This window comes from Novosphingobium sp. EMRT-2 (assembly GCF_005145025.1).
Classification (GTDB): domain Bacteria; phylum Pseudomonadota; class Alphaproteobacteria; order Sphingomonadales; family Sphingomonadaceae; genus Novosphingobium.
Genome location: NZ_CP039695.1, coordinates 1,266,474 through 1,283,486, shown reverse-complemented (window position 1 = coordinate 1,283,486; position 17,013 = coordinate 1,266,474). Strand labels below are relative to the sequence as shown.

22 protein-coding genes are annotated in these 17,013 nt (G+C 65.4%); 7 read left to right on the top strand and 15 right to left on the bottom strand.

The annotated features are described in order from the left end of the window. Nucleotide 1: 1 nt before the first annotated feature. Together fliE and FA702_RS06180 are read right to left on the bottom strand one after the other, a co-directional pair. Complete coding sequence (fliE, locus tag FA702_RS06185; protein ID WP_124809256.1) at nt 2-379, bottom strand: flagellar hook-basal body complex protein FliE; 378 nt, start codon at nt 377-379, stop codon at nt 2-4. Continuing rightward, on the bottom strand, nt 376-1,584 hold the full coding sequence (locus FA702_RS06180; protein WP_255504733.1) for a sigma-54-dependent Fis family transcriptional regulator: 1,209 nt from the start codon (nt 1,582-1,584) through the stop codon (nt 376-378). Before FA702_RS06180 ends, fliE begins: the two co-directional genes overlap by 4 nt. 361 nt (nt 1,585-1,945) lie before the next feature. Between FA702_RS06180 and FA702_RS06175 the strand changes: the two genes are divergently transcribed. Both FA702_RS06175 and FA702_RS06170 read left to right on the top strand, forming a co-directional pair. Continuing rightward, entirely contained in the window at nt 1,946-2,773 is an 828-nt protein-coding gene (locus FA702_RS06175; RefSeq protein ID WP_136955416.1) for a flagellin, read from the top strand. 136 nt (nt 2,774-2,909) lie between these two features. Then, nucleotides 2,910-4,664 carry a chloride channel protein gene (locus FA702_RS06170; protein ID WP_136955415.1) on the top strand — a complete coding sequence of 585 codons (1,755 nt, stop codon included), beginning with the start codon at nt 2,910-2,912 and terminating at the stop codon, nt 4,662-4,664. A 10-nt stretch (nt 4,665-4,674) separates the two neighbouring features. Here the strand turns inward: FA702_RS06170 and FA702_RS06165 are convergent, their stop codons facing one another. The 13 genes from FA702_RS06165 to flgB are packed head-to-tail and all read right to left on the bottom strand — an operon-like array spanning nt 4,675 to nt 14,273. Continuing rightward, nucleotides 4,675-5,514 (bottom strand): flagellar motor protein MotB, encoded by an 840-nt coding sequence (locus FA702_RS06165; protein WP_124809253.1) that lies wholly within the window; start codon nt 5,512-5,514, stop codon nt 4,675-4,677. 14 nt (nt 5,515-5,528) lie between these two features. Next, nucleotides 5,529-6,392, bottom strand: coding sequence for a flagellar motor stator protein MotA (motA, locus tag FA702_RS06160; RefSeq protein WP_136955414.1), 864 nt, complete (start codon nt 6,390-6,392; stop codon nt 5,529-5,531). Nucleotides 6,393-6,435: 43 nt separating this feature from the next. Continuing rightward, nucleotides 6,436-7,356, bottom strand: a complete 921-nt coding sequence (locus FA702_RS06155) for a flagellar biosynthesis protein FlgL (RefSeq protein ID WP_136955413.1) — start codon at nt 7,354-7,356, stop codon at nt 6,436-6,438. A 4-nt stretch (nt 7,357-7,360) separates the two neighbouring features. Then, nucleotides 7,361-8,701, bottom strand: a complete 1,341-nt coding sequence (gene flgK / locus FA702_RS06150; RefSeq protein WP_136955412.1) for a flagellar hook-associated protein FlgK — start codon at nt 8,699-8,701, stop codon at nt 7,361-7,363. 6 nt (nt 8,702-8,707) lie between these two features. Beyond that, a complete protein-coding gene (locus FA702_RS06145) occupies nt 8,708-9,025 on the bottom strand; it encodes a rod-binding protein (protein ID WP_136955411.1) in 318 nt (105 codons plus the stop codon). After that, nucleotides 9,022-10,131 carry a flagellar basal body P-ring protein FlgI gene (locus FA702_RS06140; protein WP_124809248.1) on the bottom strand — a complete coding sequence of 370 codons (1,110 nt, stop codon included), beginning with the start codon at nt 10,129-10,131 and terminating at the stop codon, nt 9,022-9,024. The genes FA702_RS06145 and FA702_RS06140 overlap by 4 nt, the downstream gene beginning before the upstream one ends. A gap of 20 nt (nt 10,132-10,151) precedes the next feature. After that, entirely contained in the window at nt 10,152-10,841 is a 690-nt protein-coding gene (locus FA702_RS06135) for a flagellar basal body L-ring protein FlgH (RefSeq protein WP_136957281.1), read from the bottom strand. A 5-nt stretch (nt 10,842-10,846) separates the two neighbouring features. Next, entirely contained in the window at nt 10,847-11,635 is a 789-nt protein-coding gene (gene flgG, locus FA702_RS06130; protein WP_124809246.1) for a flagellar basal-body rod protein FlgG, read from the bottom strand. A gap of 14 nt (nt 11,636-11,649) precedes the next feature. Next, nucleotides 11,650-12,393, bottom strand: a complete 744-nt coding sequence (locus FA702_RS06125; RefSeq protein ID WP_136955410.1) for a flagellar basal body rod protein FlgF — start codon at nt 12,391-12,393, stop codon at nt 11,650-11,652. Nucleotides 12,394-12,402: 9 nt separating this feature from the next. Beyond that, nucleotides 12,403-13,197 (bottom strand): flagellar hook-basal body protein, encoded by a 795-nt coding sequence (locus FA702_RS06120; protein ID WP_136955409.1) that lies wholly within the window; start codon nt 13,195-13,197, stop codon nt 12,403-12,405. 27 nt (nt 13,198-13,224) lie between these two features. Beyond that, entirely contained in the window at nt 13,225-13,506 is a 282-nt protein-coding gene (locus FA702_RS06115; protein WP_124809243.1) for a flagellar hook assembly protein FlgD, read from the bottom strand. After that, the gene (gene flgC / locus FA702_RS06110) at nt 13,506-13,922 is read right to left on the bottom strand and encodes a flagellar basal body rod protein FlgC (RefSeq protein WP_124809242.1); all 417 of its coding nucleotides are present in this window, start codon (nt 13,920-13,922) and stop codon (nt 13,506-13,508) included. Before flgC ends, FA702_RS06115 begins: the two co-directional genes overlap by 1 nt. Before the next feature lie 3 nt (nt 13,923-13,925). Further along, complete coding sequence (gene flgB / locus FA702_RS06105; RefSeq protein ID WP_125954937.1) at nt 13,926-14,273, bottom strand: flagellar basal body rod protein FlgB; 348 nt, start codon at nt 14,271-14,273, stop codon at nt 13,926-13,928. 214 nt (nt 14,274-14,487) lie between these two features. Between flgB and FA702_RS06100 the strand changes: the two genes are divergently transcribed. From FA702_RS06100 to FA702_RS06080, 5 genes are all read left to right on the top strand, one after another. Beyond that, on the top strand, nt 14,488-15,213 hold the full coding sequence (locus FA702_RS06100; RefSeq protein ID WP_136955408.1) for a MotA/TolQ/ExbB proton channel family protein: 726 nt from the start codon (nt 14,488-14,490) through the stop codon (nt 15,211-15,213). Further along, nucleotides 15,210-15,659, top strand: a complete 450-nt coding sequence (locus tag FA702_RS06095; RefSeq protein ID WP_136955407.1) for a hypothetical protein — start codon at nt 15,210-15,212, stop codon at nt 15,657-15,659. Before FA702_RS06100 ends, FA702_RS06095 begins: the two co-directional genes overlap by 4 nt. 59 nt (nt 15,660-15,718) lie before the next feature. Then, the gene (locus FA702_RS06090) at nt 15,719-16,246 is read left to right on the top strand and encodes a flagella basal body P-ring formation protein FlgA (protein ID WP_136955406.1); all 528 of its coding nucleotides are present in this window, start codon (nt 15,719-15,721) and stop codon (nt 16,244-16,246) included. 146 nt (nt 16,247-16,392) lie between these two features. After that, a complete protein-coding gene (gene flgM / locus FA702_RS06085) occupies nt 16,393-16,638 on the top strand; it encodes a flagellar biosynthesis anti-sigma factor FlgM (RefSeq protein ID WP_255504732.1) in 246 nt (81 codons plus the stop codon). Next, on the top strand, nt 16,635-16,985 hold the full coding sequence (locus FA702_RS06080; protein ID WP_136955405.1) for a flagellar protein FlgN: 351 nt from the start codon (nt 16,635-16,637) through the stop codon (nt 16,983-16,985). The genes flgM and FA702_RS06080 overlap by 4 nt, the downstream gene beginning before the upstream one ends. Nucleotides 16,986-17,013 lie beyond the last annotated feature (28 nt).

Genomic DNA, 17,013 nt, shown 5'->3' with positions numbered 1-17,013 from the left:
ATCAGACCCCCATCCGCATGATGTCCTGGTAGGCGGACAGCAGGCGGTTGCGAACTTGGAGCGTGGCTTCGAAGGCGACGCCGGCTTCCTGTCGGGCGAGCATGACCTTCGCGACATCGGTCACTTCGCCACGTTCATAGGCTTCGCTGACCGCTTCCGCCTTGTTCTGCGTGGCGCTGACGCTGTCGAGCGCGGACTTGAGTGCTTCGGTGAAACCGCCGGCCGGACCACTGCTCTGGGTCTCGGCCGCGCCCGATGCGGCTGCATCGGGCTTGTGGATCTGCTGAAGCAGGTTGGAACGATCAATGATCTGCTGACGCAGCGCGATGATCTGCTGCACCCCGGCGGCACTTCCGCCGATTCCGTTGATACCACTCATCGACGACCTCCAGCGACTGCGATGCCGGCTTCACGGAAGCTGGCAAGGCGATAGCGTAGCGTGCGTTCCGAAATGCCGAGCTGGCGTGCCGCGGCCACGCGGCTGCCGCCGCAGGCCTCGAGCGTGGCCAGGATTGCCCGCGCTTCGGAAATCTGAACGATGTTGGAAAGCTTGGCTCCGGACGCGCCCATGTCGTCGCCGACGATTTCGGCGGGCGCGGCTGGTACTGCCGGGTTGATCGGCGTTACCGTGCCTGGCATCGCTGCGGCCTGCGCGCCGTTGCGGTCGGTGACCAGGCGGGCAGGGCGATCGAACACGACGTGCTGCGGCAGGATTTCCGGCGCGTCGCCCGCCAGAAGCAGCGCGCGGCGCACCACGTTTTCCAGTTCGCGGACGTTGCCCGGCCAGGTGTGCTGGGCCAGCAGCGCGATCGCGGCATCGGAAATCCACGGCGTGTTCATGCCGCGCGGAACGTGGCGCAGCATCATCGCGAAGGCGAGCGGCGCGATATCTTCCGGGCGCTCGCACAGCGCGCCCAGCGACAGCGGGAAAACGTTGAGGCGGTAGTAAAGGTCCGCGCGGAAGCGGCCTTCCTCGACTTCCAGCGGCAGATCCCGGTTGGCGCAGGCGATCACGCGCACGTCAACCTTGACCGGCTGCGTCGCGCCCAGCGGCAGGACTTCGCCTTCCTGCAGGGCGCGCAGCAGCTTCGCCTGAAGCGACAGCGGCATCTCGGCGATTTCGTCGAGCAGCAGCGTGCCACCGTCGGCCGCGCGGAAGAAACCTTCGCTAGCGGCGTTGGCGCCGGTGAAGGCGCCCTTCTGGTGGCCGAACAGCAGTGCTTCCAGCATCGTTTCCGGCATGGCGGCGCAGTTGATGGCGATGAACGGCTTGTCGGCGCGGCGCGACCGATCGTGGATGAAGCGGCTCAACACTTCCTTGCCGGTTCCGGTCGGGCCGTTGATGAGCACGGGGATGTCGCTCGCGGCGATGCGTTCGGCCAGGGCGAGGACGGAAAGGCTTTCTGGATCGGCGGCTACGGGCGTACCGGCGGGGGCGGCACAGGCAAGCAGCGCGGCGAGCGCGCCTTCCGAAGCTCCATCGACATAGCGCAGCGTGAACTGGCGGCCTCCCGGCGCGCGGATCAGTTCGTTGTGCGGTGCGCGTTCTAGCGCGATCGCGATCTTTCTGGGATCATGCTGCACGCCTTCTTCCGATGCGTACACATACGTACCAGCGCTGCTGCCGAAACTCCCGACAATAGCGTCCGCCCGCTGAACCAGTGGCGCGTTAACGCTTCCGGCCTGTTCAGAGACGTTCAATCCGTCCGTATGCTGATCCATGTTAATGGTCCCCGTCTTAACCATATCTGGTGACGGTTTGCCTCTAAATCCTAAATGAACCATTAACCTCAGTGTTCGTACTTAGGCGTTGAGCGTAGTTTTTTGCATGCCGCGCATTTTTTCCCCTTAAAAACCTGATCCCCATGCCGGTCTTTGCCTCGACAGCCGCGTTATCCCCGTGACTCGGCGGTCCTCTCGGGAACGATCCTCACTGGAGACTGACATGACCGTTATCAACACCAACATCAGCGCACTGCGCGCGGCGAACGCTTCGAACTCGGCCAGCCAGATGCTGGGCACTGCCATGCAGCGCCTGTCCACCGGCACCCGCATCAACAGCGCGAAGGACGACGCCGCCGGCCTCGCCATCGCCACCTCGATGACCTCGCAGATCACTGGCATGAACCAGGGCATCCGCAACGCCAACGACGGCATCTCGCTGGCGCAGACCGCTGAAGGCGCGCTGGGCGAAGTGACCAACATGCTGCAGCGTATCCGCGAACTGGCCACCCAGTCGGCCTCGGGCACCTATCAGGACACCACCGACCGCACCTACATGCAGACGGAAGTCGACCAGCTGACCTCGCAGATCGACCAGGTCATCACCAACACCAAGTTCAACGGTGTTGCGCTGTTCGACGGCACGACCACGACCGTGACGATCCAGGCCGGCGCGAACGCCACCGACACGGTCGATCTGGAAATGTCCGACCTTACCACGCTTGCTGCCAGCGGCGGCGCTGCCGGTTCCTATGACGTTTCGACGGCGACGGCGGCCAATGGCCTGCTCACTTCGCTGAACACGGAACTCGAAGACATCTCGAAGGCCCGTTCGACGCTGGGTGCCGGTCAGAACCGCCTCCAGTCGGCGGTGAACAACCTGACCAGCAACGTCACGAACCTGTCGGATGCCCGCTCGCGCATTCAGGACACCGACTACTCGGCGGAAACGACGGCGCTCGCCAAGGCCCAGATCCTGAGCCAGGCTTCGACGGCGATGATCGCCCAGGCCAACCAGAGCCAGCAGAACGTTCTCTCGCTGCTTCGCTAAGCCTGACGCAACCTGACACCTGCCTCCACCAGGTGGCGGCCCGGCGATCGCGAGATCGCCGGGCCTTTGGCGTTTTGAGCGCGGACATTCGTCTTGACTGCTTGACTCCGCGCGCGCGAGGCGATTGGCGGGAGCCGTGGCTTCGTCTGGCAAATATCTCGTGCGGTCCGCCGCCATCCGGTTCCGCCGCCGCCTGCGCGAAAGCGAGGCGGCCTTTATCGTGCTCGCGCTGCTGGCCGGGCTTGCGGCCGGCATCCTCACCAATGCGCAGCAGTTCCTGGCGCATGGCATCCAGCACTTCTTCTATGGCGTCACGATCAACCGCCTGAGCGCGCTGGGATCGATCCATCACCCCTGGCGCCTGCTGGCCCTGCCGACCGGCGGGCTGGTGCTGGTGTTCATGGCGCGATGGCTCCATCGCCGCCGCCGGACGCTGATCGACGTGGTCGAGGCGAATGCGCTGCACGGTGGGCGGTTGCCACTGTCCGACAGCCTGATCATCGCCGGGCAGACGATCGTATCGAACGGCGCGGGCGCTTCGGTCGGGCTCGAAGCCGCTTATGCCCAGATGGGCGGGGGCGTCGCCTCCGCGCTGGGGCAATGGTTCAAGCTGCGCCGCGCGGATCTGCGCACGCTGACCGGGGCAGGGGCCGGCGCAGCCGTCGGCGCGGCTTTCGGCGCGCCATTGACCGGCGCCTTCTATGCCTTCGAGATCGTGATCGGAGCCTACACCCCGGCCGCGATCGCGCCGGTGGTCACGGCCGCGTTGTCGGCGGTCTTCATCACGCGCCTGCTTGGCGTTGAGCCTTATCTGATCGCGACGACGGCGAACCGGGTGCTGCACACGCCCGATTACCTTGTCTATGCGGCGCTCGGGCTGGTCTGTGCGTTCATCGGCATCGTGGTCATGCGCTTGGTGACGGCGATGGAGCTGGTGGTCCAATCCTGGACGCGCATCGGCGCGTGGCGGCCGGTGATCGGCGGCTGCCTGCTCATGCCGATCGCCTGGCTGTCGCCGCAGGCGCTGTCGGCCGGACATGGCGCGCTGCATCTCAACCTTCTGCTGCATCCGCCGATCATGTTTCTGCTGACGGTGCTGGCCCTCAAGATAGCGGCGTCTGTGATCTCGCTCAGCTTCGGTTTCCGCGGGGGGCTTTTCTTCGCCTCGCTGTTCCTCGGTTCACTGGTCGGACAGATTTTTGCCGGTGTGGGCAACATGCTGTTTCCCGGCTTGGCGATCGATTCCAACGATGCGGCGCTGGTGGGCATGGCCGCATTCAGCGTGTCCGTGGTGGGTGGTCCGATGACGCTGGCCATGTTGATGCTGGAGACCACGCACGATTTCGCGCTGATGGGCGTGGTGCTGACCGCATCGCTTATTTCGAGCGCCGTCACACGCGAAGCCTTCGGTTATTCCTTCTCCACCTGGCGTCTTCACGTGCGCGGATCGATCGTGCGCAGCCCGCGCGACATCAGCTGGGTCGTGGACCTTCACGCCGGCCGAATCATGCGCAAGGACTGGGTCAGCATCGCGGACGACAGCACCATTGCCGCGTTTCGCGCGGCGATCCCGTTGGGGTCGGTGAGTAAGGCCGTGCTTGTCGATCGCGAAGGGCGCTATCGCGGGATCGTTCCCACGGCGCTGGCCTATCGGTCCGATCTTGCCATGGATGGCCTGGTCAGTTCGGTAGCCACGCTGGTCGATACCGCGCTGCATCCCGAGACCGGCATCCAGGAGATGCTGGCCCTGTTCGATCGGCTGGCCGTGGACGAAATGGTGGTGATCGATGCCGGACAGCACGTCGTCGGCGTGGTCACCGAACGCCATGCCCGCCGGCGCTATTTCGAGAAACTCGAAAGCGCGCAGCGGGACATTTTCGGCGAAACCTGAGGGGCAGGCGTCAGTTCACGAGCAGGATGGAAATCCGGCGGTTGCGCGGATCGGACGGGTTGTCCTTCACCAGCAGTTCGCGGTCGGCCACGCCTTCGATCCGGCGGAAGCGGCTTTCGGCCACGCCCTGGTGCATCAGCGCCTGTCGCGTGGCTTCGGCGCGGCCGGCGGATAGCGACCAGTTGTTGGCAGCCTGGCCGGGCTTCCACTGCACCGAATCGGTATGGCCGCGCACGGTGATGCCGGATGGATCGGGGCCGATCGCCTGGCCGATCGCCTGCAACAGTTCGGTCGCGTCGGGCGTCAGCAGCGTGGTGCCGAGGCGGAACATCGAGAAGTTGGCGTCGTCGACCAGGTCGATGCGCGTTCCTTCGGTGGTGTCCACCATGCGGACCTGCCGGGCGAGCTGGCGCAGCTTGGCGTTGGCGGCCAGCTTTTCCTGCAACTTCTTCTCGACGGCCGTGCGTTTGGCCTTCGATCCGCCGTCCTTGGCGCCGCCGGTGGCGTCGCGCGGCACGGTCAGAGTCTTGGTGCCGGTCTGCGCGGCCTTGTGCGGATAGTTGTCCGCGTCGGTGATCGAGGAGCCGCCGAGCAGGCCATAGGAGCCGGCTTCGCCTTCCTTCATCTTGACCAGGGTGGGCGTGAAGTAATCGGCAAGGCCCTTGCGCTGCTTTTCGGTGGTCGCGCCCAGCAGCCACAGCAGCAGGAAGAAGGCCATCATCGCGGTCACGAAGTCGGCGTAGGCGACTTTCCACGCGCCGCCATGGTGGCCGCCGGCTACCACCGTGACCTTCTTGACGATGATTGGCGCCGGAGGCGGCTCGTTCTTGCCTCTGGGAGGTTTGGCCATGGTTCAGCCTTCCCTTAGCGGCCGCGCAGCGCGTCGAGCAGTTCGGACAGGCCGGGGCGGAAGGCATGGCCAAGGCCCGACCGCGCGCTTTCCACCACCAGCGGCTGCGGCCACCCGTGAAGCGAAGCGATGATGACCTGCTTGACGGCCTGGAAGATCATCTCGTCCTGATCGAGCACCTGCTTGAGGCGGCTCGCCAGCGGGGCGACGATGCCATAGGCCAGAAGCACGCCCATGAACGTGCCGACCAGCGCCGAACCGATCATGCCGCCAAGGATGGCTGGCGGCTTGTCGATCGAGCCCATGGTCTTCACCACGCCCAGAACGGCCGCGACGATACCCAGCGCGGGCAGGGCGTCGGCCAGGCCCTGCAGCGCGTGCTGCGGCTCGGCTTCCTCGTGGAAGTGCGTCTTCATCGCGTGATCCATCACGTCCTCGACAGCGTGAACCTCCAGCGTGCCGGAGGAGACGACGATCAGGGTCAGCGTGTCACAGATCAGCGAAATCAAGGGTTTGTTGGCGAAAAGGCGCGGAAATTCCGCGAAAATAGGTGAGCTGGCGGGGTCCGTGACATGGCTTTCCAGCGCCACCGGCCCGTCCGACCGCAGGATCTTCATCAGCTTAGTGCACAGGATGATCGCGTCGATGTGATCCTGCTTGGTGTGCTTCGGCCCCTTGAACACTTTGGCGAAGCCGCCGCCGATCGCCTTCAGCTCGTGCATCGAGTTGCCCGTGACCAGCGCGCCGACGGCCGCGCCGCCGATGATGAGCATTTCGTGCGGGATCGCCTCCATGACCGGCCCCAGCGCGCCGCCAGTGATGGCAAAGCCGCCGAAGACCATGACCAGCAGGATAATGATGCCGATACCAGCGTACATGGAAGTTCAACCCTTCAGAATTCGAAAGCGGTATGGTTCGGGATCAGCTCAACATGCTGAACAATGACAGGCCCGAAAGTTTGGTGAAGCTGGCCTGGCTGGCTTGAAGCACCGTCGACAGTTCCTGGAGCCGGGTGAAGGCTTCGGTGATGTCGGTGCCGCCGATGTCCTTCTGTTCGGTGGCGCGCGATGTGGCCATCGCGGTCTGCCGCTGGACGTTGATGTCGATCCACGACAGTCGCGAACCCACCACCGTTTGGGCGGTGGTGACCGAATCCAGCCCCGCCTGGAGCGACGTCAGCGCATTGTTGGCGGCGGTGGTCGCCCCGGCGCCCCCCGCATCGAGTGCGTCGGACAGGGTCTTCACGACCGACATGATGTCGGTCTGCGTCCCGTTCACGTTGAACGACAGAAATTCCGGACCGGTCACGCCGCGCGTGACGGTCTGTCCGTCGCCCAGCGCAAGCTGCCCGGCCGAACCGGTGCCGACATAGGACGCGTTGCCCGAAGCATCGACCGTGTAGGCGTCGCCGCCCGTCTGGCCACCGAACAGCGCGTGCCCGGCGGAATCGCGCGTATTCGCGAGCGCCACCAGGTTGCCCTGCAACTGTTTCAGTTCGGTGCTGATACTCGAACGCTGCGTGTCGGACATTGTGCCGCTCGCGGCCTGCGTCGCCAGCTGCTGCACGCGGATGATCGTGTTGGAAAACTCGGTCATCGCCGAATCCGCCAGATTGAGATCCGACGTCGCACGGTTGGCGGCGTCGGTATCGATCTTGGACAGCGTGTCGGTGCGCGACAGCGCGCGCAGCCGCGATGCCGCAACCGGATCGTCCGACGAGGTCGTCAGCCGATTGCCCGAACTGATCTGCGTCTGCAGCTTTTCCGCCTGGGCGCGCAGCGATGTGAGATCGAGCGTCGAGCGGCTGTAGAACGCGCTGGTGCTGGTAGCGAAAGTGGTCATGATATCACCTGATGCCTATCAGCGTGTCGAAGATGTTGGAGGCCACCTGCATGACGCGGCCAGATGCCTGGAACGCCTGCTGGTAACGGACGAGATTGACCGCCTCGCTATCGAGATCGACGCCGGACTGTGCGGCCAGCGTGGTCTTGGCGGAATCGGAAATGGTCTTCAGCGCATCGCGCGTTACCGTGCGGCCCGATACGGCCGACGAGACGTCGAACAGGATCGAGTCCATCTTGCCTGCCGGGTCGGCGTTGCCGAGCGCGTTGCGCAGCGCGTCGAGGTTCGTCGTGTTAAGGCTCTTGGCCGCGGCGCCGGCCGGGGCCGTGGCAATCTGCGATCCGTTTGTCAGTGCCAGCGAGAAGCTGGCCGCGTCGGTGCCGGAGAACATGGCCACGCCGGGGTTGCCGTCCACGTCCACGCCGCCGGTCTGGACGCCGTTCACCGTGGTGACGATGTTCGCCGCGAGCGCATCGAGATCACCATGAAGCTGCGACAGCTTGCCGAGCGCGAGGTTCTGGCCGGCGAGCGAACCGCCGGAAAGGGCAACGCTGGCGCCCGACGCCGTCGAAAACGTGATCGTGCCATCCGCGGCGGTCGCGGCGGTCAGCGCATCGGTGTTGCCGCCGTTGACGATAGCCGGGCCAGATGCGCCGCCGATCTGCACTTTCACGGTGCCGTCCGGCGAGAACGTGGTCGCGATGTCGCCGTACTGGCTCATCTGCTGCAACAGATTGTCCCGCTGGTCGAGCAGCGAGGTCTGGTCGCTGGTCGCGTCCGATGCCCGCGCGAGGCGGACGTTGGTGCGGGCCAGTTCCTGCGCCAGGCGGTTCACCTCGGTCACGCCGGCGTTGGCCTCGAAGTGCAGGCCATTGCCCACCGCGTCGAGCTGCTGCGAGGCGATCTGGAAGGTGTTGGTCATCGTCCGCGCGCTTTCCACGACGGATGCGCGCAGCGAACTGTCGGTCGGATCTTCCTTCAGCTTCTGAAGGGCGGATTCGAACCCGGTGATCGAATCATAGACGTTGGACTGTTCCAGCGCCGTTTCGACGTTGCTGAGACCGGTTACTTCGGCATCGGCGCGCGCCGTGTCCGAGCCGGTCCGGCGCACTTCCGATTGCCGGAAGGCATCGGCGTTGCGCACCACCTGGCTGACACGGACGCCGGACAGCGAAACATCGGACGTTTGTCCGAAGTAGCCCGTGGTCGAAACCTCGGACATCTTGGCCGTGCGGCGGACATAGCCTTCCGTCGACGCGTTCGCGATGTTCTGGGCGGTGACGTCCAGCGCGATCCGCGCAGCTTTCGCGCCGCTGCGGGCAATCGAGAGAAGGTCTGACGACATCGCCGGTTACTCCTTTTTCGCCGAAGCCTGCGGGAAGCGGGCGGCAATCTGCGCCTCGATCTGCTTGGCGAAACCAAGCGCGCCCGTCTTGGAAGCGATGTCGGCGAACTGTTCATCGCGCATCGTGGTAAATGTTTCGTTGCCACGGCCCGCAAAAGGATCGTCCTCGCCCGCGAAATTCGTCTTGTGGGCCGCCGACAGCATCTGGCGGAGGAAAATCGCCTCGAAACCCTGCGCCGCCTGGCGCAGTTTCCCGCGCTCGGTCGAGAGGGCGTCGGTGGCGGCGGATACTACGCCGCCGACGTTGATCGGAAGAATGCTCATATCACCACCATTTCCGCCTTGAGCGATCCGGCCTGCTTCAGCGCTTCCAGGATCGCGACGAGGTCCGAGGGCGTGACGCCCAGCTTGTTGAGCGCATCGACGATCGACGACAGCGAGGCGCCCGGCTTGAACAGGGCGACATGCGCCTGCTGTTCCTGCACGTCGATCTGGCTGTTCGGCGTGACCGTGGTGCGGCCGTTGCTGAAGGGCGCGGGCTGCGAAACCTGCGGCTTTTCGTCGATCTTGACCACCAGCTTGCCGTGGCTGATCGCCGCCGGGGCAAGGCGCACGGCGCTGTTGATCACCACGGTGCCGGTGCGGCTGTTGACGATCACGCGCGCGGGGGTTTCCGCCGGGTTGACCTCGATCATCTCGACCGCGGCCATCGTGCTGGCGCGCGCGTCGGCCCCTTCGGGCAGATGCAGCGCCAGGGTCACGCCGTCTTCCACCGAAGCCATGCCGGGATAGCGCGCGTTGATCGCGTCGCGCACGCGCGATGCAGTCAGGAAGTCCGCGTTGAACAGGTTCCAGCGCAGGATCGGGTTGTCGTCGAAGCCGGTGGCGACCGCGCGTTCCACGCTGGCGCCTTCGGCGATCCGGCCGACGGTGGGAATGTTCACCGTGACTTGCGATCCGTCCTTGGCGGCGACGCCCAGGCCGCCGACGGCCAGGTTGCCCTGCGCCATCGCGTAGATCTGCCCGTCCGCACCGTAGAGCGGCGTCATGATCAGCGCGCCGCCGCGCAGCGACTTGGCCTTGCCCAGCGTGGAGACGGTAACGTCGATGCGCTGGCCCGGCTTGGCGAAGGCGGGCAGGTCGGCGGTGATGAGCACGGCGGCCGCATTCTTGAGGCCCGGCGACACGCCCGGCGGCAATTGCACGCCAAGCCGGCCAGCGGTGCCTTTCATCGCCTGCGTCAGGTATTCCAGGTTGTCATCGCCCGTTCCGGCCAGTCCGACGACGATGCCGTACCCGGTCAGCTGGTTGGTGCGGACGCCCTGGAACGCGCCCAGATCGCGCACGCGCTCGGCATGGGCCGCCACGGGGGCGACAGTAGCGAGCGCGGCGGCGAAGGCGGCGGTCAGGGAAAGAAGCAGGCGGCGCATGACGGACCTCGAGGAAAGCCTCAGAAGGGGCTGAGAATGTTGAAGAACTTGCTGAGCCAGCCTTCACGGCTGGCCCGCTGGATCGCGCCGTTTCCGGCATATTCGATCCGCGCGTCGGCGACTTGCGTCGAAACGAGGCTGTTGTTCTGGTCGATGTCGCCAAGGCGCACGATCCCGGAAAACTGAACCCATTCCTGACCCTGGCTCAACAACAAGCGCTTTTCCCCTCTGACGAGGGCGGTGCCGTTCGGTCGCACTTCCGCGATCGTGACGGACAGCGAACCCCCGAGAGAGTTCGTCTGTGCGGCATTGCCCTTACCGTTGAACGACGATCCGGCCGACGCTTTAAGGGCGTTGGGGTCAAGAAACGACAAAGGCCCCGCGCTCGGCGGCACGATATTGGCGCTGCCGGCGCGGTCGGTCTTGGAGCTGGCCGACTTCGAGGTTGTCATCTGTTCGACCAGCACGATCGTCAGCGGATCGCCGACCGAATGAGCGCGGCGTCCTTCGACCAGACCCGCGTAACCTGCCGAGGCATTGAAGATGCTGCCGTCCGCGGGGCGCGGGGCGGGCTGCTGCGGCAAGGTCGGGCTGAAGCCCACCGGCGGCTTGCGGCCGGCCTGCGCCGGGCCTGCGACGTTCAGCGCCAGCAGTGCCGCACCGATCAGCAGGGCCTTGCCGGCGTTCGCGCGCTTCAAGGGAGAATGCATCATGGTCACAGCGTCTGGTTCGCGTTCTTGAGCATTTCGTCGACGGCGGAGATCATTTTGGAGTTGATCTCGTAGGCGCGCTGGGTCTCGATCATGTCGACCAACTCCTGCACCACGTTGACGTTGCTCGCTTCGAGGAAGCCCTGCTTGATATGGCCGCGGCCATTGTCGCCGGGGATGCCGATCTGCGCGGTGCCGCTGGCGGCGGTTTCCATCAGGAAGTTGTCGCTGCTGGCGCGCAGGCCCGCCGGGTTGGCGAAGCTGGCGACCGTCAACTGGCCGAGCTGGGTCGGTTCGGCGTTACCCGGCAGCGTGGCCGATACGGTGCCGTCCTGGGCAACCGTGATCGCCGATGCGCCTTCCGGAATCGTGATCGTGGGCTGCACGACATAGCCCTGCGCGGTGACGAGCTGGCCTTCGGCCGAACGGCTGAAGTTGCCCGCGCGGGTATAGGCCAGCTGACCGCCCGGCAGAGTCACCTGGAAGAAGCCGTCTCCATCGAGCGCCAGGTCCAGCGCGTTGTCGGTGTTCTGCAACGATCCCTGCGATTCGATGCGCGTGGTCGACTGGATGCCGACGCCGGTGCCGAGATTGAGGCCCGTGGCATAGGCGGTTTCGTTCGACGACTGCTGGCCGGCGACGCGCGCGTCCTGATAGGCCAGCGTGGCGAAGTTGGCGCGATCGCGCTTGAAGGCGGTGGTCCCGACGTTGGCGAGGTTGTTCGCGATCACGCGCATCCGCGTGTCCTGCGCCTCAAGCCCGGTACGGGCGACGTGAAGGGCTGAACTTGGCATCGTTCGGTACTCCGTTAGCTGCTGATGCGCATGAGCGCGGCGCTGTTTTCATCGACCTCGCGCGCGGTCGAGATCAGTTTGGTGCGGATGTCGAAGCTGCGTTGCGCTTCGATCATCTGGACCAGGACGTCGGCGGGATTGACGTTCGACTGCTCGAGCGATCCGGTCACCACGCGGGCGTCCTCGTCGCCGGGCAGCACGCCGCCGCCTTCGACGCGGAAGAAGCCGTCGATGCCCTTCTTGATCGGCGATCCATCGGTGCTGACCAGCTTGATCCGGTCCACCACCTGCGGCGGGGTGTCGGGCGTCGCGGGGTCGGCGGCCATCACGCTGCCGTCGGGCGCGACGGTGATCTTCGAACCGAGCGGCACGGTGATCGGCCCTCCACTGCCGATCACCGGCCGCCCGTCGCCATTGACGAGCAACCCGGTCGCGTCGACCGCAAGATCGCCACGACGGGTATAGGCCTCGGAACCGTCGTCCGCCTGGACCGTCAGCATGGTCTTGCCCGTCATCGCGATATCGAGCGGATTGTCCGTCGCGATGATGGCACCCTGCTTCATGTCCGCGCCATAGACCTCGCCATCCGTCATGGCCCGCGCCTCCAGGCTTGGGCCTTTCAGAGTCATCGGCGTGGTCGTGAGCATTTCGGCACGGAAGCCCACGGTCTGCGCGTTCGCCATGTTGTTGGCGATCATCCGCTGCTTCGTCATCGACGTGCTCATGCCCGAATAGGCGGTGTAGATCAGACGGTCCATGGTTTAGCCTCAGGTCCGCAGGTTGATCACGGTCTGCGAGATTTGCGTCGCCGTATCGATCGCCTTCGCGTTCGCCTGGAAATTGCGCTGCGCGGTGATCAGCCCGACCAGTTCCTCGGCGATGTCGACGTTCGAACGCTCGACCGCGCCGGCGAGAAGCCCGCCGTACCTGCCGGTCGAAGGCGTGCCATAAGTGGCTGCGCCGGAAATGCCGGTCGCGCTCCAGTTAGAGGAGCCTTCCTGGCGCAGGCCGGTGGGCGTGGTAAACGAGGCCAGCGCGACCTTACCGATCACGGTGTTCGAACCATCGGCATAGGACGCCGTGACATCGCCGTTCTCGGCAATGGTGATGCCAGCGTATTCCGAACCGGCGCCGTTGGTCAGCGGGATCTGCGCGTCGGTCAGCGTGCTGCCGCCCGGAGCGTAGATCTGCAGACGGTTGTTCGTGTCGTCATGGATGTAGCCGCTGCTGTCCATGTCGAACGAACCGTTGCGGGTATAATAGGTGTTGCCCGTCACCGCATCGCGCGTGGTGAAGAAGCCTTCACCGGTGATGGCGACGTCGAGCGCGTTGCCTGTCAGGTCGGTGGCGCCGGCCTTGAAGTTCTGCTTGATCGCGGAAACCTGCGCGCCGATGCCGATGGTCATGGTCGGCGAGGTCTGCGCGGTGGTGGCCACGATATCCGCGAAATCGGTACGGCTCGACTTGAAGCCGTTGGTTTCCGCGTTGGCGATGTTGTTGCTGATGACGCCCAGATCGGTCTGGGCGTTCTTCAGGCCGGTGAGTGAAGTGTAGAAAGACATGGTGGAGGTCCTTTCCGGTTGAAGGTCTTAGCTCGCCGTGCCCGTGAGCTTGGTGTTCAGGGTGGCGATCTGGCTGGAAATGGTCTTGAGCGTGCTGCTCATGTCGTTCGAGGTCGAAAGGCTCGAGAACTGCGCGAGCTGCGCGACCATCTGGGTGTTGTCCACCGGGGCGGTCGGGTCCTGGTTCTGAAGCTGCGTGGTCAGCAGTTTCAGGAAGTCACCCGCGCCGAGCGAACCCCACGAGTTCTTGGCGGTGGACGTGTTGGTCGTCGAACCGGTGCCCGACGTATTGGAAACGCTGCTGGTCATTATTTCATCCTCATCGTATCGAGCATCAGTTGCTTGGCGGTCTGCATCGCTTCGACAACATTCTGGTACTGGCGAGAGCTTTCGAGCATCTCGACCATTTCCGCACTTTCATCGACCGGAGCGGACCAGACATCGCCGTTCTGGTCGGCGAGCGGGTTGTCCGGCTGGTGATCCTTGATCGGCGTCGCCGACGAACGGTACACGCCGTTGACCTTGACGGTGGCAAGGCCCGTCGACCGGTCCAGTTCTTCGGAGAAGACGGGACGCAGCGGGCGGTAGGCCGTGCTTTCGCTGGATGAGACCGTACCCGCGTTGGCGAGGTTCGATGCCGCCGCGTTCATGCGCACGAGCTGCGCGGACATCGCGCGGCCGGCCACGTTGAACAGCGTCATGGGGGAGGTGTTTGGGCCTGCCATGGTTTATTCGCCCTTGAGCGCGCGCGTGACGTTGTCGATGCGTCCGCGGATGAAGGAGAGGGTGGCGGTGTAGCCCACCGCGTTTTCGGCGAAGGCGGTCTGCTCGGTCGCCATCTCGACGGTGTTGCCGTCAAGGCTGGGCATGACCGGCACGCGATAGCGCGTGGCCGATGCCATCGCCTGGTCTTCGCTCGCGCCCGTGGCGCGCGCCTTCAGCGCGGCCTGGAAATCGATGTCCTTGGCCTTGTAGCCCGGTGTTCCGGCGTTCGCGATGTTGGACGTCAGCAGGCCCATGCGCTGCGAACGCAGTTCAAGCGCCTTGCCATGTATCCCGAAAAGACTGTCGCTCATCGTCGGTCAGCTCCGCATAGGTGTTGCCGACATCGATTTTGCAAGCATCGTGCCAAATCGTTTTGCCGCTCCCGAACATCGTCCAACCGGCAAAATCGCGGCGCGTTTCCGGCAAGGGTTTGCCGTTTCGCGGCAGGGACCGGCAAAGTTCGGCCACTCCCTGAAACCTCGGAAAACAAAGCCGTTCTTCGCCCCGAGCAGGAGTTCCTGATCCATGGATTTCACGCATTTCTACAATCCCGCCGCCGCCGTCATCGTCTTTGGCGGCACCGCGCTGGCCGCGGTGCTGCGCTGTGGCCTGTCCGCGACCGCCACGACGGGGAAGGCGCTGACGGACCTGTTCCGGCCGCGCTTCCGTGCCGATACCGTCCGCGCCGTCCTGGCCGGGCAGGCCGCCGACATTCGCGCGAACGGCCTGCTGCGCGCCCAGCCGTGCCGCAGCGGCGATCGCGAGTTTGATGAAGCCACCAACGCCATGCTGTCGACCCGGTCGGTCTCCGGCCTGCTCGAAAAGCACGAGGCCTTTCGCGCCACGCGCCGGACGAAAGCGGGCGAGGCGGCCGGGATGCTGGCGCAGGCGGCCGATCTGGCGCCGGTGTTCGGTCTTGCCGGAACGCTGGTGTCGCTGACGCAACTGCCGGCTGACGGCGTGGCACGCGGCGCCTTTTCCAGCGCCATCGGCATGGCGGTGCTGACCACGCTTTACGGGCTGATCTTCGCCAATCTCGTGCTGGGACCGCTGGCCAAGATGGTCGAGCGGCGCGCCCGCGACGAAGAGGCCGCGCGTCAGTCGGTGATCGACTGGCTGGTTCAGCAGGTCGCGCTCGCCACGCCGCGCCACGCGCGCCTGGAGGGCGATCACCATGGCGGCCATACCGCTGCACGCCACGGCGCGGACGATCACGCCGCTGCGGCGACGCGTGCGGGGGAAGCGGCATGATCGTCCGCCCGTCGACCGGCTGGCAGACCATTCTGGCCGACCTGTCGATGATCCTGTTCATGATCGCGGCTTCCGCGCTGGCCAACACGCCGGAGAAGGCGCAGCCTGTTGCGAAGGCTCATGCCGCCGCCGCGCACACGCCACCGCCCGCGCCCGTCCAGGCCTCCGTTCGCGCCGAGCCTGTGGGCGTGTGGTCCGACGGTGCCGGCGCTCCGCCTTTGGCGCAATGGCTGGCCGATCAGGGCAGCGATCCGCGTTTGCGCGTGACGATCGTGGTGCGTCATGGCCCCGGCGATCAGGCGGCCGCGTTCGCGCGCGCCGCGGCGCTGGCGCAGAGCGCGGGCGAACGCGGCAAAAACGCCCGCGTTGTCGTGGAGCCGGGCACCTCGCGCGGCGCCACGGTTACGCTTGGCTTCGATACCGAAGAAAGCGCATCGGCCAGCTGATGGATGGCACGATGTTTGCTTATTTGCGTGAGACACTTACTTATCCGGGGTCCTAACCCATGAAGCGCAAGATTCCTGCCTTTACCCTACTGGCCATGGCGCTGGCTGGCGTTGCGATCGGCACGCCTGCACAGGCCCAGCGGGCCGGGCTGGCCGATCTGACCGATATCGACATCGCCGTGGCGCGCTTCACTGGTGCGCCGATCGGCGTGCCGGGCGGCGCGGCCTTGCCGGTGGATCGCCGGATGCGCCTTGCCGCCTGCCGCGCGCCGCTGGCGCTGTCCTGGCGGGGCGGCACGCGCGACAGCGTGATCGTCCAGTGTCCCGACGCCGGCAGCTGGCGCATTTTCGTGCCGGTGGTCGGCCTTGCGCCGGCAACCCGGCAAGAAGCTGCCGCCCCGGCGGTTCTGCGCGGCGAAGCCGTGACCGTTTCCGTGACGGGCGAGGGCTTTGCCGTCTCCCAACCCGGAGAAGCCATGGATTCCGGGGCTGTTGGCGCGTGGATACGGGTCAAGACCTCGGCCAAATCCGACCCTGTGCGTGCGCAGATCGTGCGTCCGGGACTGGTGGAACTACCGATCGAATGACCGCCATTCGGCAATTTTTTTCCGGGTGGCCTTAACGCACCGGCTTCAACGCCGTTCTTGGGCATGAGAAACGCTATAGGAGCGGGACCATGCCATCATTTGAAATCGGACCGACGCGCCCGGTTGGCGCGGTTCAGGTCAAGACTGTGAACACCGAGACTGGCCTGCAATCGGTCAAAGCGGACGATCAGCCGGCAACCTCCGGCAGTGTGGCTTCGTCCACACCGCAGGTGGAAACCAGCGAAGCGGTCAAAGCCGGCACTGCGCCGGTCAACTCCGAACGGGTTGCGGAAATCCGCAAGGCGATCGAGAGCGGCCGCTATCCCCTGATCCCCGCCAAGATCGCTGACGCGATGATTGCTGCCGGTATGCTCTGGAGGAGCCCGCAATGAGCCATGAAGCCGCCGTCCGTCCCATCGAAATGCGCGACACGCTGCGGCAGATGGTTGCCGTCCTGCAAAAGGAACGGCACGCGCTTGCCGGACTTGACGTGGATGCGATCATGGGATGCGCGGTGGACAAGAGCAACCTGTGCGGGCGCCTGGGTGAAGCCTCGCCGGATCTGGTCGATGAGGAATGCCGCGGCCTGCTGGATGCAGCGCGGCGCCTCAACGAAGCCAACCGCCGTGTGCGCAACCTGATCGCCTCGAACGTCTCGGCGCGGCTGGACGCGATGGTCGGTGCGCCGACGCTTTACAATGCGCATCGCTCTACCCGCCGGCTGAACTACCGGGCCTGATATTTATTTCCTTGCGCCCCTTAATCGG

Excerpts from the sequence above, each read along its gene's own strand:
- fliE (WP_124809256.1), bottom strand. The coding sequence starts at position 379 with ATGAGTGGTATCAACGGAATCGGCGGAAGTGCCGCCGGGGTGCAGCAG.
- FA702_RS06175 (WP_136955416.1), top strand. The coding sequence starts at position 1,946 with ATGACCGTTATCAACACCAACATCAGCGCACTGCGCGCGGCGAACGCT.
- FA702_RS06165 (WP_124809253.1), bottom strand. The coding sequence starts at position 5,514 with ATGGCCAAACCTCCCAGAGGCAAGAACGAGCCGCCTCCGGCGCCAATC.
- motA (WP_136955414.1), bottom strand. The coding sequence starts at position 6,392 with ATGTACGCTGGTATCGGCATCATTATCCTGCTGGTCATGGTCTTCGGC.
- FA702_RS06155 (WP_136955413.1), bottom strand. The coding sequence starts at position 7,356 with ATGACCACTTTCGCTACCAGCACCAGCGCGTTCTACAGCCGCTCGACG.
- flgK (WP_136955412.1), bottom strand. The coding sequence starts at position 8,701 with ATGTCGTCAGACCTTCTCTCGATTGCCCGCAGCGGCGCGAAAGCTGCG.
- FA702_RS06145 (WP_136955411.1), bottom strand. The coding sequence starts at position 9,025 with ATGAGCATTCTTCCGATCAACGTCGGCGGCGTAGTATCCGCCGCCACC.
- FA702_RS06140 (WP_124809248.1), bottom strand. The coding sequence starts at position 10,131 with ATGCGCCGCCTGCTTCTTTCCCTGACCGCCGCCTTCGCCGCCGCGCTC.
- FA702_RS06135 (WP_136957281.1), bottom strand. The coding sequence starts at position 10,841 with ATGCATTCTCCCTTGAAGCGCGCGAACGCCGGCAAGGCCCTGCTGATC.
- flgG (WP_124809246.1), bottom strand. The coding sequence starts at position 11,635 with ATGCCAAGTTCAGCCCTTCACGTCGCCCGTACCGGGCTTGAGGCGCAG.
- FA702_RS06125 (WP_136955410.1), bottom strand. The coding sequence starts at position 12,393 with ATGGACCGTCTGATCTACACCGCCTATTCGGGCATGAGCACGTCGATG.
- FA702_RS06120 (WP_136955409.1), bottom strand. The coding sequence starts at position 13,197 with ATGTCTTTCTACACTTCACTCACCGGCCTGAAGAACGCCCAGACCGAT.
- FA702_RS06115 (WP_124809243.1), bottom strand. The coding sequence starts at position 13,506 with ATGACCAGCAGCGTTTCCAATACGTCGGGCACCGGTTCGACGACCAAC.
- flgC (WP_124809242.1), bottom strand. The coding sequence starts at position 13,922 with ATGGCAGGCCCAAACACCTCCCCCATGACGCTGTTCAACGTGGCCGGC.
- flgB (WP_125954937.1), bottom strand. The coding sequence starts at position 14,273 with ATGAGCGACAGTCTTTTCGGGATACATGGCAAGGCGCTTGAACTGCGT.
- FA702_RS06100 (WP_136955408.1), top strand. The coding sequence starts at position 14,488 with ATGGATTTCACGCATTTCTACAATCCCGCCGCCGCCGTCATCGTCTTT.
- FA702_RS06095 (WP_136955407.1), top strand. The coding sequence starts at position 15,210 with ATGATCGTCCGCCCGTCGACCGGCTGGCAGACCATTCTGGCCGACCTG.
- FA702_RS06090 (WP_136955406.1), top strand. The coding sequence starts at position 15,719 with ATGAAGCGCAAGATTCCTGCCTTTACCCTACTGGCCATGGCGCTGGCT.
- FA702_RS06080 (WP_136955405.1), top strand. The coding sequence starts at position 16,635 with ATGAGCCATGAAGCCGCCGTCCGTCCCATCGAAATGCGCGACACGCTG.